General features: G+C 58.1%; 15 protein-coding genes. 7 read left to right on the forward strand and 8 right to left on the reverse strand.

Annotated elements, in window-relative coordinates; translation table 11 throughout:
• Positions 1–6: 6 nt before the first annotated feature.
• The gene (ruvA, locus tag BWI95_RS19110) at positions 7–618 is read right to left on the reverse strand and encodes a Holliday junction branch migration protein RuvA (RefSeq protein ID WP_023480105.1); all 612 of its coding nucleotides are present in this window, start codon (positions 616–618) and stop codon (positions 7–9) included.
• A gap of 100 nt (positions 619–718) precedes the next feature.
• The gene (locus BWI95_RS19115; protein ID WP_054803268.1) at positions 719–1600 is read right to left on the reverse strand and encodes an SDR family oxidoreductase; all 882 of its coding nucleotides are present in this window, start codon (positions 1598–1600) and stop codon (positions 719–721) included.
• A 93-nt stretch (positions 1601–1693) separates the two neighbouring features.
• Here BWI95_RS19115 and BWI95_RS19120 point away from each other — a divergent pair, with 93 nt between their 5' ends.
• Positions 1694–2515: a helix-turn-helix transcriptional regulator gene (locus tag BWI95_RS19120; protein WP_054803267.1), complete on the forward strand. Its 822-nt coding sequence runs from the start codon at positions 1694–1696 to the stop codon at positions 2513–2515.
• Between the two features lie 24 nt (positions 2516–2539).
• Here BWI95_RS19120 and ruvC read toward each other — a convergent pair whose 3' ends face one another.
• The 4 genes from ruvC to aspS all read right to left on the reverse strand — a co-directional run bounded on the left by ruvC (position 2540) and on the right by aspS (position 6200).
• A complete protein-coding gene (gene ruvC / locus BWI95_RS19125) occupies positions 2540–3061 on the reverse strand; it encodes a crossover junction endodeoxyribonuclease RuvC (protein WP_023480016.1) in 522 nt (173 codons plus the stop codon).
• Positions 3062–3208: 147 nt separating this feature from the next.
• The gene (locus tag BWI95_RS19130) at positions 3209–3949 is read right to left on the reverse strand and encodes a YebC/PmpR family DNA-binding transcriptional regulator (protein WP_023480072.1); all 741 of its coding nucleotides are present in this window, start codon (positions 3947–3949) and stop codon (positions 3209–3211) included.
• A gap of 27 nt (positions 3950–3976) precedes the next feature.
• Positions 3977–4420, reverse strand: coding sequence for a dihydroneopterin triphosphate diphosphatase (gene nudB, locus BWI95_RS19135; protein ID WP_076770057.1), 444 nt, complete (start codon positions 4418–4420; stop codon positions 3977–3979).
• 1 nt (position 4421) lies between these two features.
• The gene (aspS, locus tag BWI95_RS19140; RefSeq protein WP_054803266.1) at positions 4422–6200 is read right to left on the reverse strand and encodes an aspartate--tRNA ligase; all 1779 of its coding nucleotides are present in this window, start codon (positions 6198–6200) and stop codon (positions 4422–4424) included.
• A gap of 267 nt (positions 6201–6467) precedes the next feature.
• Here aspS and BWI95_RS19145 point away from each other — a divergent pair, with 267 nt between their 5' ends.
• Genes BWI95_RS19145 through cmoB form a run of 5 tightly spaced genes read left to right on the forward strand, consistent with a single transcriptional unit; the run spans position 6468 to position 10045 of the window.
• Positions 6468–7034, forward strand: coding sequence for a hydrolase (locus BWI95_RS19145; protein ID WP_054803265.1), 567 nt, complete (start codon positions 6468–6470; stop codon positions 7032–7034).
• The gene (locus BWI95_RS19150) at positions 7031–7849 is read left to right on the forward strand and encodes a DUF72 domain-containing protein (RefSeq protein ID WP_076770058.1); all 819 of its coding nucleotides are present in this window, start codon (positions 7031–7033) and stop codon (positions 7847–7849) included. The genes BWI95_RS19145 and BWI95_RS19150 overlap by 4 nt, the downstream gene beginning before the upstream one ends.
• Positions 7850–7901: 52 nt before the next feature.
• Complete coding sequence (locus BWI95_RS19155; RefSeq protein ID WP_054803264.1) at positions 7902–8297, forward strand: MAPEG family protein; 396 nt, start codon at positions 7902–7904, stop codon at positions 8295–8297.
• A 39-nt stretch (positions 8298–8336) separates the two neighbouring features.
• Positions 8337–9077, forward strand: coding sequence for a carboxy-S-adenosyl-L-methionine synthase CmoA (gene cmoA / locus BWI95_RS19160; protein ID WP_076770059.1), 741 nt, complete (start codon positions 8337–8339; stop codon positions 9075–9077).
• The gene (cmoB, locus tag BWI95_RS19165; RefSeq protein WP_076770060.1) at positions 9074–10045 is read left to right on the forward strand and encodes a tRNA 5-methoxyuridine(34)/uridine 5-oxyacetic acid(34) synthase CmoB; all 972 of its coding nucleotides are present in this window, start codon (positions 9074–9076) and stop codon (positions 10043–10045) included. Before cmoA ends, cmoB begins: the two co-directional genes overlap by 4 nt.
• An 82-nt stretch (positions 10046–10127) precedes the next feature.
• On the opposite strand, the gene cutC is transcribed toward cmoB, so the two are convergent.
• Together cutC and BWI95_RS19175 are read right to left on the reverse strand one after the other, a co-directional pair.
• Positions 10128–10871: a copper homeostasis protein CutC gene (cutC, locus tag BWI95_RS19170; RefSeq protein ID WP_054803263.1), complete on the reverse strand. Its 744-nt coding sequence runs from the start codon at positions 10869–10871 to the stop codon at positions 10128–10130.
• A gap of 51 nt (positions 10872–10922) precedes the next feature.
• Positions 10923–11483 carry a VOC family protein gene (locus tag BWI95_RS19175; RefSeq protein WP_054803262.1) on the reverse strand — a complete coding sequence of 187 codons (561 nt, stop codon included), beginning with the start codon at positions 11481–11483 and terminating at the stop codon, positions 10923–10925.
• A 145-nt stretch (positions 11484–11628) separates the two neighbouring features.
• On the opposite strand from BWI95_RS19175, the gene argS reads away from it, so the two are divergent.
• Entirely contained in the window at positions 11629–13362 is a 1734-nt protein-coding gene (argS, locus tag BWI95_RS19180) for an arginine--tRNA ligase (protein WP_076770061.1), read from the forward strand.
• The last annotated feature ends 98 nt before the right edge of the window (positions 13363–13460 follow it).

Below are 13460 nucleotides of genomic sequence, written 5' to 3' on the forward strand. Positions count from 1 at the left end.
TCTACCTCACAACGCCGCACGCAGCGCTTCACGGATCAGGGTTTCACTGTTGGCGTCCGGACGCGCGATTTTGCTGATCATCCGGCTTGCTTCCTGCGGTTTATAGCCCAGCGACACCAGCGCGGCAACGGCTTCTTGCTCAGCATCATCCGTAGAGGGGCTTGCTGGCGACGCCAGCACCAAATCTGCCGCCGGAGTAAAGAGATCGCCATGCAGCCCTTTAAAGCGGTCTTTCATCTCGACAATCAGGCGCTCAGCGGTTTTCTTGCCAATGCCCGGCAGTTTCACCAGTGCGGCGGGATCTTCACGCTCAACGGCATTCACAAACTGCTGCGCCGACATGCCGGAGAGGATCGCCAGTGCCAGCTTCGGCCCAACGCCGTTGGTTTTGATCAACTCACGGAACAGGGTGCGCTCCTGCTTGTTGTTAAAGCCGTACAGCAGTTGCGCGTCTTCGCGCACCACAAACTGCGTAAAGACGGTCGCCTCTTTGCCGGCATCCGGCAATTCGTAGAAGCAGGTCATCGGCATATGAACTTCATACCCTACCCCACCGACCTCAAGCAGGACCAGCGGGGGTTGTTTTTCGACAATAATGCCTCTGAGTCTGCCTATCACGTGACGCTCCTGCGCTAAGTGCTAAAAAAGTAATGCTGTATCATAAAAAAAGGCTGGATAGATATCCAGCCGATAATGAAGGAAAAAGCGCGAACGCGCTTCAGGAATTCACGTAATAGTCGGTATCGTGCAGATCGGTTAATAAATCATGCCCCGCAGGTTGCCATCCCAGCGTCCTGCGCGTCTGTTCACTTGAGGCCGACATCTCCATGCCGGCGAAGCCAGCAAACCAGCCAAAATGAGACGCCTCGCGCGGCTCTGCGGGCACCCCGAGCATTTTGCCGATTGCGATGGCAATCTCACGCATCGCGATACCCTCTTCCGCCACCGCATGATACACCGGTTGCGTCACACCGCTTTCCAGCGCCAGCCGGTAGACATTTGCCGCGTCATTGCGGTGTACCGCCGCCCAGCGGTTGCTCCCGTCCTCCTGCCAGGCAGAGACCCCGCTCTGTTTCGCGAGCGCAATCAGGAAAGGAACAAAGCCACGATCCCCCACGCCATGTACCGTTGGCGCCAGCCGCACGCAGGCTGTCTTTACACCCTGTTGCGCCAGCGCCAGTGCGGCCTGTTCTGAGCGGCGCAGGTAATCCGGCCCGCTGGCGGGCGCGTCCTCTTCTGTCGCCGGGCGTCCCGCTACCAGCCGCGCAAGGCCGGACGTTACCAATAAGGGACGCGAACTTCCGCGCAGCGCATCACCCATCACGGTAATGGCGCGCTCATCCTGAGCGCAATTTTCTGCAAAGCGGGAGAAGTCATGATTAAACGCGGTATGGATCACCGCATCGGCCTTTGCCGCCGCATCAAATAGCAGCTGGCTGTCATCCAGCGTGCCATAAACCACCTTTCCCCCTGCGGCGATAAACGCCCGGGCTTTCTCCTCATTACGCGCCAGGCCGCTCATCTGGTGGCCTGCGGCTAATAACACCTCTGCTACTTTTGCGCCGACCCATCCGGTCGCGCCCGTCAGAAAAACATGCATCTGTGTCTCCTTATGTTGACTCGCGACGCTATCCTGCTGAATATCCGCGATGGGGAAAAGTAGTGACGTTATCGTGGTATAAGGACTAACAGGATGCAGAGCGCAAAAGATCTGGGCAGTTATTTGAAGTCCCGCCGGGCGCAGCTCGACCCGCAGACACTGGGTTTTCACACCGCGCGCCGCCGCACGCCAGGGCTGAGGCGTGAAGAGGTTGCACATCTGGCCTGTATCAGCGCCACCTGGTACACCTGGCTTGAACAGGGTCGCGGCGGGATGCCCTCAGAAGAGGTACTGGAGCGGATTTGCCAGGCGCTTTGCCTGAGCGGGCGTGAGCGCGAGTATGTGTTCCATCTGGCACTGGGGCGAGCACCGGGCGTAGCGTATGCGCCAGCAGCAGCGGTGTCCGGGCGGTTACAGAAAGTGCTGGAGAGTATGCCCTACAGCCCGGCGATGATCCGCAATGCCAGTTGGGATGTGCTTGCCTGGAACAGGGCCGCCACGGCGGTGCTGGCCGATTACGCCACCCTTCCCGCGCAGGAGCGCAATATCCTGCGCCGCATCTTTCTTAACCCACAGGCGCGTGCTTCTCAGGCCGACTGGCAGGGTCTGACGCGCTTTCTGGTCGCGGCGTTTCGCGCCGAAACGACGCGGGCCGGTGCGTCACTTGAAGTCCAGCCGCTGGTCGATGAATTGAGCGCGGCGTCGCCGGAGTTTGCCCGGCTGTGGCAAACCAATGATATCGAGGTGATGGGCGAAGGCACAAAAGTGATTTTCCACGCCAGTGCAGGTCGGCTCTCGCTGGAGTACTCCAGTTTTTCCGTTGAGGGACAGCCCGATTTGACGCTGGTGGTCTATAGCCCCTCGGGCGAGGAAGATGCGGATAAAATACGCTTGCTGTTACAGCAGAAGCGATAAAAAAAGCGCCGCAACCGGCGCTTTTTAACGTAACCGTCCGCGTGCCAGGTTGAGCCTTGTACTGCTCACCTGTAACGCATTCTGGCTGACATGACAGTGGGTAATGGCAATCGCCAGCGCATCGGCGGCATCTGCCTGCGGGTTGGCGGGGAGTTTCAACAGCGTGCGCACCATGTGCTGCACCTGGCTCTTCTCCGCGCTACCAATGCCGACCACCGTCTGCTTAACCTGACGGGCGGCATACTCAAAGACCGGTAAGTCCTGATTGACGGCGGCGACAATCGCTACGCCGCGCGCCTGCCCCAGTTTCAGCGCCGAGTCGGCGTTTTTCGCCATAAACACCTGTTCGATGGCAAAAAAGTCCGGCTGAAACTGAGTGATGATCTCCGACACGCCCGCGTAAATCAGCTTCAGGCGCGACGGCAGATCGTCAACTTTCGTGCGGATGCAGCCGCTGCCAAGGTAGGTCAGCTGGCGGCCTGTCTGGCGAATCACACCATAACCGGTGATACGTGAACCCGGGTCGATCCCGAGAATAATCGCCATTATTTCTCTCCGCTTAACGCAATAATCCTGGTGATGCCGAACACCCAAACAGTTCGCAGGAAGCCGGCTACCCGGTGCGTTCCCGGCCACACAGATTAACCTTGTGACCGGGGCGCGAGGCGAGCACGCCCTGCGGGCTGCCAGCTATTACAGGGTTGCCGCCACTTCGTCGGAGATCTCACCGTTGTGGTAAACCTCCTGCACATCGTCGCAATCTTCCAGCATATCGATCAGGCGCAGCAGTTTCGGCGCGGTTTCCGCATCCATATCTGCTTTGGTCGATGGGATCATCGACACTTCAGCGTTGTCCGCTTTCAGACCGGCAGCTTCCAGCGCATCGCGCACGGCGCCCATCTCTTCCCAGGCGGTGTAAACGTCAATCGCGCCGTCGTCATAGGTCACAACGTCTTCAGCACCCGCTTCCAGCGCCGCTTCCATAATGGTGTCTTCGTCGCCCGCTTCGAAAGAGATCACCCCTTTCTTGCTGAACAGGTAGGCCACGGAGCCGTCGGTACCCAGGTTACCGCCGCACTTGCTGAAGGCGTGACGCACTTCAGCAACGGTACGGTTACGGTTGTCACTCAGACACTCGACCATCACCGCGGTGCCGCCAGGGCCGTAACCTTCATAAATGATGGTTTCCATGTTCGCGTCGTCATCGCCGCCGACGCCGCGTGCGATGGCGCGGTTCAGAGTGTCACGGGTCATGTTGTTGGAGAGCGCTTTATCTACCGCCGCGCGCAGACGCGGGTTAGAAGCGATATCGCCGCCGCCCAGACGTGCTGCTGTTACCAGCTCACGAATAATTTTGGTGAAGATCTTACCGCGTTTGGCATCCTGTGCCGCTTTGCGGTGTTTGGTGTTGGCCCATTTACTGTGACCTGCCATAAAAAATTCTCCAGAAAAAACCGCCGTTCAGGCGGCGTTAATAACAAATTCTTCAATCGCCTGCCGGTTGCTCCACGACTTGGTCAATGCCGCCGCAGCGGGCGCATCGAGCCAGCGGTATGCCAGGTGTTCGGTAAACACAATCGGGCATTCGTGGGGCAGCACTAAACAAAACCAGGATTCGGTGTTGTGTGTCACACCCGGCGCGTAGCGATGACGTAAATGACTGAAAATTTCAAATTCCACCGTGCGCTGGCAGTCAATAAGACGATGCGGCGCTGCGCCGACATCGATATTGACCTCTTCCATGACTTCGCGCGCGGCGGCCTGCAACGCGCTTTCACCCGGCTCCAGGCTGCCGGTAACCGACTGCCAGAACTCGGGATCGTCGCGTCGCTGCAACATCAGCACCCGTTTTGTCTCTTCGGCATAAATCACCACCAGCACAGAAACGGGATGCTTAAAGGACATCTTATTTATTCTCCGGCGTCTCTTTTTTGATAACAGAGATACCGAGTTCCGCCAGCGCGGTCGGGTTGCCAAAGCTCGGCGCTTCGGTCAACAGGCAGGCCGCAGCCGTGGTTTTCGGGAACGCGATAACGTCACGGATGTTGTCGGTGCCGGTCAGCAGCATGGTCAGGCGGTCGAGACCAAACGCCAGGCCCGCGTGCGGCGGCGTACCATATTTCAGGGCGTCGAGCAGGAAGCCGAACTTCTCGCGCTGCTCCTGCTCATTGATACCAAGAATGCCAAACACCGTCTGCTGCATTTCGCCGTTATGAATACGTACGGAACCGCCGCCCACTTCGTAGCCGTTGATAACCATATCGTAGGCGTTAGCGATCGCCGTTTCCGGTGCCGCTTTCAGCTCAGCCGGGCTCATGTCGCGCGGCGCGGTGAACGGGTGGTGCATCGCCGTCAGGCCGCCTTCGCCGTCGTCTTCAAACATCGGGAAGTCGATAACCCACAGCGGCGCCCATTTGTTTTCGTCGGTCAGGCTCAGGTCTTTACCCAGCTTCAGACGCAGCGCGCCCAGCGCATCGGCAACCACTTTCTTGCTGTCGGCACCGAAGAAGATCATGTCGCCATCCTGCGCGCCGGTGCGCGACAGAATTTCGCTCACGATCTCAGCGTTGAGGAATTTCGCGACCGGGCTGGTAATGCCCTCAAGGCCTTTTGCCGCTTCGTTAACTTTGATGTAGGCCAGCCCTTTCGCGCCGTAAATTTCGACAAACTTGCCGTAGTCATCAATCTGCTTACGGCTAAGCTGCGCGCCGCCCGGCACACGCAGTGCGGCAACGCGGCCTTTGGCATCGTTGGCCGGGCCAGAGAAGACTTTAAACTCGACCGCTTTCAGCAGGTCGGCCACGTCCACCAGCTCCATCGGGTTACGCAGATCCGGCTTATCGGAGCCGTAACGACGCTCGGCTTCGGCAAAGGTCATGATCGGGAACTCACCGAGATCGACGCCTTTCACTTCCTGCCACAGCTGGCGAACCAGCGCTTCCATCACTTCACGCACCTGCGGCGCGGTCATAAAGGAGGTTTCCACATCGATCTGGGTAAATTCCGGCTGACGGTCAGCGCGCAGATCTTCATCGCGGAAGCATTTGACGATCTGGTAGTAACGGTCAAAGCCGGACATCATCAGCAGCTGTTTGAAAAGCTGTGGGGACTGCGGCAGCGCGTAGAATTTGCCTTTATGCACGCGGCTCGGCACCAGGTAATCGCGCGCGCCTTCCGGTGTCGCTTTGGTCAGCATCGGCGTTTCGATGTCGAGGAAACCGTGGTCATCCATAAAGCGGCGCACGAAGCTGGTGATTTTCGCACGGGTTTTCAGGCGCTGCGCCATCTCTGGACGGCGCAGGTCGAGGTAGCGGTACTTCAGACGCGCTTCTTCGGTGTTGACGTGGTTAGAATCGAGCGGCAGCGCGTCAGCGCGGTTGATGATGGTCAGTTCGGTGGCGAAAACTTCCACTTCACCGGTGGCCATCTCTTTGTTGGCATTTTTGCCTTCGCGGGCGCGAACAGTACCGGTAATTTGAATGCAGAACTCATTACGCAGTTCAGAGGCGAGCTGGAACGCATCCTGACGGTCCGGGTCGAAAAACACCTGCACGATGCCTTCACGATCGCGCATATCGATAAAGATAAGGCTACCGAGGTCACGACGGCGGTTGACCCACCCACAAAGCGTTACTTGCTGTCCGACATGGGACTGATTGAGCTGCCCGCAATATACTGTACGCATGAGATATCCCTTAATTAGCTGCGCATCACCCACCACCTGCGGCGCAGGCGCGCTGGGGGCAGCTATTTTCGTATGTCACATCTGGATGAAAAAAGGGGGCTATTATACTGGAAATAATGACCCACGATAAGCCCGCTACCGACTGTACGCACGTTTGCTGCGCGCTTATTGCGCATTCTCACAAAATTTAACAAAAATTGTAAACCCGGCGCGCGGAAAGAGCGCGTAAGGTAACGCCCCAACGCGATTATTTTTTCAGGAGTGAACATGCTGGAACTCAACACAGCGAAAACGGCACTGGTGGTTATCGATCTTCAGGAAGGCATTCTGCCCTTTGCCGGCGGCCCGCATACTGCGCAGGACGTCGTAACACGTTCGGCACGGCTGGCCGAGAAGTTTCGTGCCAACGGCGCACCGGTGGTGCTGGTGCGCGTCGGCTGGTCGGCGGATTTTGCCGAAGCGCTGAAACAACCGGTGGATGCCGCGATGGGCGGTCACGGCCTGCCGGAAAACTGGTGGGATTACCCGGCAGCGCTTGGCAAACAGCCGAGCGATATTGAGGTAACAAAACGCCAGTGGGGCGCTTTTTATGGCACCGATCTGGAAATGCAGCTGCGCCGTCGCGGTATCGACACCATCGTGCTGTGCGGCATTTCGACCAATATCGGCGTCGAATCCACCGCCCGCAACGCCTGGGAGATGGGTTTTTCACTGGTGATCGCCGAAGATGCTTGCAGCGCCGCCGATGCCGAACAGCATCTGGGCAGCATGAAAAACATCTTCCCGCGTATCGGTCGCGTGCGCAGCAGCGAGGAGATTATCGCCGCGTTATGATCTATATCGGCCTGCCGCAGTGGTCGCACCCGAAATGGGTGCGCCTTGGGATCACCTCCCTTGAGGAGTATGCCCGTCACTTCAACTGTGTCGAGGGTAATACCACGCTCTATGCGCTACCGAAAGCGGAGATTGTCGCGCGCTGGCACGACCAGACCAGCGATGATTTCCGCTTCTGCTTTAAGTTTCCCGCTACCATCTCCCATCAGGCGGCGCTGCGTAACTGTGATGATCTAACCCACGAATTTTTTAGCCGCATGTCGCCGCTCGCGGGCAGGATTGGGCAGTACTGGCTCCAGCTGCCAGCGACCTTTGGCCCGCGCGATCTCCCTGCGCTGTGGGCTTTTCTTGATGCGCTGCCCGCAGGCTTTACTTACGGTGTCGAGGTGCGCCACCCCGCCTTCTTTGAAAAAGGCGAAGAGGAGAAAGCCCTTAACCAGGGGCTGCACGCCCGCAAAGTCAATCGCGTGATGCTCGACAGCCGCCCGGTGCACAGCGCGAAACCGCACAGCGAAGCGGTGCGTGAAGCCCAGCGCAAGAAGCCAAAAGTGCCGGTGCACGCGCTGGTCACCGCCGCGCATCCGATGGTGCGCTTTATCGGCAGTGACGATATGGCGCAGAACCGCGAACTCTTCGCCGTCTGGTTAAACAAGCTGCCAATCTGGGAGCAGACCACCACGCCCTATCTGTTTCTGCACACACCTGATATCGCCCAGGCTCCCGAGCTGGTCGAAACGCTGTGGCAGGATCTTCGCACGGCTTTACCGGTCATCGGCGAGGCGCCCTCCCTGCCGTTACAATCTTCTCTTTTTTAAGCGCAGCACCTATCATTGATGGGCCATCGCCGTAACCTTAAAGGGAGTTTGTATGGTAAGCGCGTTGTATGCCGTGCTGGGTGCGTTATTACTGGTTAAATTTGCTTCTGATGTGATTCGTCTGCGTATGCAGTACCGTGTGAGCTTTGGCGACGGCGGGTTTAGTGAGTTGCAGAACGCGATGCGTATTCACGGCAACGCCGTTGAGTACATTCCCGTTGCGCTGATCCTGCTGCTGTTTATGGAGATGAACGGCGCGCAAAACTGGATGGTACATCTCTGCGGCATCATGCTTATTGTTGGCCGCCTGATGCACTATTACGGTTTGCATCACCGGCTGGTCTACTGGCGGCGTTATGGGATGGGCGCAACGCTCTGCTCCCTGCTGCTGATGGTGCTGGCGAATGTGTGGTATATGCCCTGGGAGTTGGTTTTCTCCCTGCGTTAGCGCACAATACGCCCCTTTGTTTTCCCGGATATTTACACTATGCCTCACCGCGACACGCTTTTTTCCGCGCCTATCGCCCGCCTCGGCGACTGGACCTTCGATGAACGGGTAGCTGAAGTCTTCCCGGATATGATCCAGCGTTCCGTTCCGGGTTACTCCAATATTATTTCGATGATCGGCATGCTGGCGGAGCGCTTTGTGCAGCCCGGCACGCAGGTTTACGATCTTGGCTGCTCGCTGGGCGCCGCCACGCTCTCGGTGCGCCGCAATATTCATCATGAAAACTGCAAAATTATTGCCGTCGACAACTCGCCTGCGATGGTTCAACGCTGCCGCCGTCATATTGACGCCTATAAAGCGCCGACGCCGGTTGAGGTGAATGAGGGCGATATTCGCGATATCGAGATTAACAACGCCTCGCTGGTGGTGCTTAACTTCACCCTGCAATTTCTCGAACCCGACGACCGTCTGAAGCTGCTGCAAAAAGTTTACCAGGGGCTGAACCCGGGCGGCGCACTGGTGTTGTCAGAGAAATTCAGTTTTGAAGATCACACCGTCGGCGAATTGCTGTTCAACATGCACCATGACTTCAAACGCGCCAATGGTTACAGCGAGCTGGAGATTAGCCAGAAGCGCAGCATGCTGGAGAATGTGATGCTGACGGACTCCGTCGAAGCCCACAAAGCGCGCCTGCGCACCGCGGGTTTTGAGCACAGCGAATTGTGGTTCCAGTGCTTTAACTTCGGTTCACTGGTGGCACTGAAGGCGGTGCAGTCATGATCGAGTTTGGCCGTTTTTATCAGCAGATCGCCACCGGTCCCCTCACCCACTGGCTGGAGACCTTACCGGCGCAAATCGCCGCCTGGCAGCGCGAAACCCTGCACGGGCAGTTCAAGCAGTGGAATAACGCCGTAGAATTCCTGCCCAGCCTGACGCCGGACTCGATCGACTTCGTCAATGGCGTCACCGCGCGCAGCGCCGAACCATTAAGCGCCGGGCAGTTAAAGGGGATGGAGACGCTGCTGCGTAACCTGATGCCGTGGCGTAAAGGGCCGTTTTCACTCTACGGTCTTGATATTGACACCGAATGGCGCTCGGACTGGAAGTGGGATCGCGTTCTGCCGCATCTTTCTGACCTGCGCGGACGCACTATTCTGGATGTCGGTTGCGGCAGCGGGTATCACCTGTGGCGCATGATTGGCGCCGGCGCGCAGCTGGCGGTCGGTATCGACCCCACCCAGCTTTTCCTCTGCCAGTTTGAAGCGGTGCGCAAGTTGTTAGGTGACGATCGACGCGCGCATCTCCTGCCGCTCGGCATTGAGCAGTTACCTGCGCTGAACGCCTTTGACACGGTCTTTTCCATGGGCGTGCTCTACCATCGCCGCTCACCGCTGGAGCATCTCTGGCAGTTGAAAGATCAGCTGGTTAAAGAGGGTGAGCTGGTGCTGGAAACACTGGTGGTGGAAGGCGACGAAAATACCGTGCTGGTGCCGGGCGACCGCTACGCGCAGATGCGCAACGTCTACTTTATCCCCTCCGCGCTGGCGTTAAAAAACTGGCTGGAGAAGTGTGGCTTTGTCGATGTGCGCATCGTTGATGCCAACGTGACAAGCTGCGATGAGCAGCGCCGCACGTCGTGGATGGTGACCGAATCGCTGGCCGACTTCCTTGACCCCAACGATCGCACAAAAACGGTGGAAGGCTACCCCGCGCCGCTGCGCGCGGTGCTCATTGCCCGTAAACCGTAGACAAAAAAAGGCCCCTGTTAATGGCAGGGGCCTGGTACAAGCAAGCATCACATTGGGCGACATGATGCGGCGGTAAAAACGGTTACTGGCGGTAGTGAACAATCAGCGCTTTCATCTCTGCGACGGCCTCTTTGTCGACACCGTAGCGGGCATATTCATCAGCGCTCGCGTCGGATGACATCGATAATCCGCTATTGCGATAGCGCATCGGCGACGCCGTCCAGCGTCCTGCCGAGCTATGCACCTCTTTTAATCCGGCGCGAAGAAACAATTCAAGGTTGTCAGGACGCACGCCTGCGCCAGCCATAATGATTGGAACACCGGGAAGTGCATTTAGTTCCGTAATAAGTGAAACTCCTTTTTCCGCCGTCGCCTGCTGCCCGGACGTCAGGATGCGCGCCACGCCTGATTGTGCCAATATTTCAATGGCCTGATGGGGATTGGCGCACATATCGAAGGCGCGATGAAATGTCACCGCCATCCCCTGCGCGGCACCCATTATCTGCGCCATTCTCGCCACATCAACTTCACCGTCCTCATTCAGCACGCCGGTCACCACACCCGGAAAGCCAAGCTCGCGCACCCGCTCGATATCCGCCAGCAGCACTTGAAACTCATCATCGCGATAGCAAAAATCGCCGCCGCGCGGCCGCACAATGGGATGCACGGGAATGGTCACCGCCTCACGCACAGCCTGCAACGCGCCAAACGATGGCGTCAGCCCGCCCTCTTTCGGTGCGGCGCAAAACTCAATACGGTCGGCGCCGTGCTGCTCGGCGATAAGCGCATCCTCAACGCTGTAACAGCAGATCTCCAGTAATGTCATCACGTCTCCTTTTCCTCTTATCGCCCGCGCAGAGTGGCCTCACGCGTGCCTTTACTGCTCACTGGCAACGATAGCTTCAATGCTCCACGGGTGAAACTTCACCGTCACTTTGCCATCTGTCACCGCCAGCGTCGGGTTGGGCAGCCGCTCGCGCTCGCCTTTTGGCGCGCTGGTTTTTACCGCGATCCCAGGCTGGCTCAGCCCTTCATCGCCCAGTAGCGCCAGCGCCCGGGCATTCAGCGTTTCCACCTCACCCGGCAGGACGATCTCAATGTGCTCCCACCCTTCATGGGGATAGCGCTTCTCACCCGGCCAGGGCAGCTCCACCACGCTGAACTGCCAGTGAGCGACGCAGACCGGTTCGTACAATTTAAACAGGCAGATGGGGCGGCCATTAATGATATTTTCCGACAGCAGTTCGCCGCACTGCTCAAACCCGCGCCGCCAGCGCTCTGCCGTGGCGTTCTGATGGCAACGCAGGGAGATATGGTCGGCATCTAAGGGTGCGATAGACAGCCCAAGACGGGAAGTGAAATTTTGCAGATCCGTGGTAAAACGCGGCAGATCTTCCACGATATCCTGCAACTCTTCGATAGTTTGCCAATGGCGCATAACAGTGCTCGCAACTCATAACAAAGCGCATAATCTACCGTGTTATGCGGTGCTGACGCCACCGGGCATTTGCAGTATACTCCCGCCTTTCATAAACACCCGGACGCCGCCCTCTTTCGCGGCGTCGCAAATGTAAGGTATCCCGGTGAATATTCAGGCACTTCTCTCAGAAAAAGTCAGTCAGGCCATGATTGCGGCAGGCGCCCCCGCAGAGTGCGAAGCGCAGGTCCGGCAGTCAGCAAAAGTTCAGTTCGGCGACTATCAGGCTAACGGCGTGATGGCAGTTGCCAAAAAACTGGGTATGGCCCCGCGACAACTCGCTGAGCAAGTTCTGACTCACCTCTCCCTCGATGGCATCGCCCACAAAGTGGAGATTGCAGGGCCTGGTTTTATCAATATCTTCCTCGCGCCGGAGTTTCTCGCTGAAAACGTTGATCAGGCGCTGAAATCCGATCGCCTTGGGGTGTCTGTTCCGCAGCCGCAAACCATCGTGGTGGATTACTCCGCGCCGAACGTGGCGAAAGAGATGCACGTTGGCCACCTGCGCTCCACCATCATTGGCGACGCCGCCGTGCGCACCCTTGAGTTCCTCGGTCACAACGTGATTCGCGCGAACCATGTCGGCGACTGGGGCACCCAGTTCGGCATGCTGATCGCCTTCCTCGAACTCAAGCAGCAGGAGAACGCGGGTGAAATGGCGCTGGCGGACCTGGAAGGGTTCTACCGCGAAGCGAAAAAACACTACGACGAAGATGCCGCCTTTGCTGAGCGCGCGCGCAACTACGTGGTTAAGCTGCAGGGTGGCGATGAGTATTGCCGCGAAATGTGGCGCAAGCTGGTCGATATCACCATGAGCCAGAACCAGCAGGCCTATGAGCGCCTGAACGTTACCCTGACACGTAAAGATGTGATGGGTGAAAGCCTCTACAACCCGATGCTGCCGGGCATCGTCGCCGATCTGAAAGCCAAAGGGCTGGCGGTCGAGAGCGAAGGCGCCACCGTGGTCTTCCTCGACGAATACAAAAATAAAGAGGGCGAACCGATGGGCGTCATCATCCAGAAGAAGGATGGCGGCTACCTCTACACCACCACGGATATCGCCTGTGCCAAGTACCGTTATGAAACCCTGCATGCCGATCGCGTGCTTTACTACATCGACTCCCGTCAGCACCAGCATCTGATGCAGGCGTGGACCATCGTGCGTAAAGCGGGCTATGTGCCGGAGTCGGTGCCGCTGGAGCACCACATGTTCGGCATGATGCTGGGCAAAGATGGCAAGCCGTTCAAAACCCGCGCGGGCGGGACGGTGAAACTCTCCGATCTGCTGGACGAAGCGCTGGAGCGCGCCCGTCGCCTGGTGGCGGAGAAGAACCCGGAGATGCCGGCGGACGAGCTGGAGAAGCTGGCGAATGCGGTCGGTATTGGCGCGGTGAAATATGCCGATCTGTCGAAAAACCGCACTACCGATTACGTCTTCGACTGGGACAATATGCTGGCGTTTGAGGGTAACACCGCGCCGTATATGCAGTACGCCTACACCCGCGTGCTGTCGGTGTTTCGCAAAGCGGGCATTGAAGAGCAGGTGCTGGAAAACGCGCAGGTCGCGATCCGCGAAGATCGTGAAGCGCAGCTGGCCGCGCGTCTGCTGCAGTTTGAAGAGACCCTGAGCGTGGTTGCCCGTGAAGGCACGCCGCACGTGATGTGCGCTTATCTCTACGATGTCGCCGGTCTCTTCTCCGGCTTTTACGAGCACTGCCCGATCCTCACCGCCGAAAGCGATGAGATTCGCCTCAGCCGCCTGAAGCTGGCGCTGCTGACGTCGAAAACCCTGAAGCTGGGTCTGGAGACGCTGGGCATCGAAACCGTCGAGCGTATGTAATTGCCGGATGGCGGCTGCGCCTTATCCGGCCTACGCCATCATTCAGGCCGCGTAACCCGTAGGCCTGATAAACGAAGCGCCATCAGGCAATGATGCCA

The organism is Kosakonia cowanii JCM 10956 = DSM 18146 (assembly GCF_001975225.1).
In the GTDB taxonomy this organism is placed as follows: Bacteria; Pseudomonadota; Gammaproteobacteria; order Enterobacterales; family Enterobacteriaceae; genus Kosakonia; species Kosakonia cowanii.

Coding starts and splice junctions, on each gene's coding strand:
- BWI95_RS19115 (WP_054803268.1), bottom strand. CDS start 1,600: ATGCATGTTTTTCTGACGGGCGCGACCGGATGGGTCGGCGCAAAAGTA.
- BWI95_RS19120 (WP_054803267.1), top strand. CDS start 1,694: ATGCAGAGCGCAAAAGATCTGGGCAGTTATTTGAAGTCCCGCCGGGCG.
- ruvC (WP_023480016.1), bottom strand. CDS start 3,061: ATGGCGATTATTCTCGGGATCGACCCGGGTTCACGTATCACCGGTTAT.
- BWI95_RS19130 (WP_023480072.1), bottom strand. CDS start 3,949: ATGGCAGGTCACAGTAAATGGGCCAACACCAAACACCGCAAAGCGGCA.
- nudB (WP_076770057.1), bottom strand. CDS start 4,420: ATGTCCTTTAAGCATCCCGTTTCTGTGCTGGTGGTGATTTATGCCGAA.
- aspS (WP_054803266.1), bottom strand. CDS start 6,200: ATGCGTACAGTATATTGCGGGCAGCTCAATCAGTCCCATGTCGGACAG.
- BWI95_RS19145 (WP_054803265.1), top strand. CDS start 6,468: ATGCTGGAACTCAACACAGCGAAAACGGCACTGGTGGTTATCGATCTT.
- BWI95_RS19150 (WP_076770058.1), top strand. CDS start 7,031: ATGATCTATATCGGCCTGCCGCAGTGGTCGCACCCGAAATGGGTGCGC.
- BWI95_RS19155 (WP_054803264.1), top strand. CDS start 7,902: ATGGTAAGCGCGTTGTATGCCGTGCTGGGTGCGTTATTACTGGTTAAA.
- cmoA (WP_076770059.1), top strand. CDS start 8,337: ATGCCTCACCGCGACACGCTTTTTTCCGCGCCTATCGCCCGCCTCGGC.
- cmoB (WP_076770060.1), top strand. CDS start 9,074: ATGATCGAGTTTGGCCGTTTTTATCAGCAGATCGCCACCGGTCCCCTC.
- cutC (WP_054803263.1), bottom strand. CDS start 10,871: ATGACATTACTGGAGATCTGCTGTTACAGCGTTGAGGATGCGCTTATC.
- BWI95_RS19175 (WP_054803262.1), bottom strand. CDS start 11,483: ATGCGCCATTGGCAAACTATCGAAGAGTTGCAGGATATCGTGGAAGAT.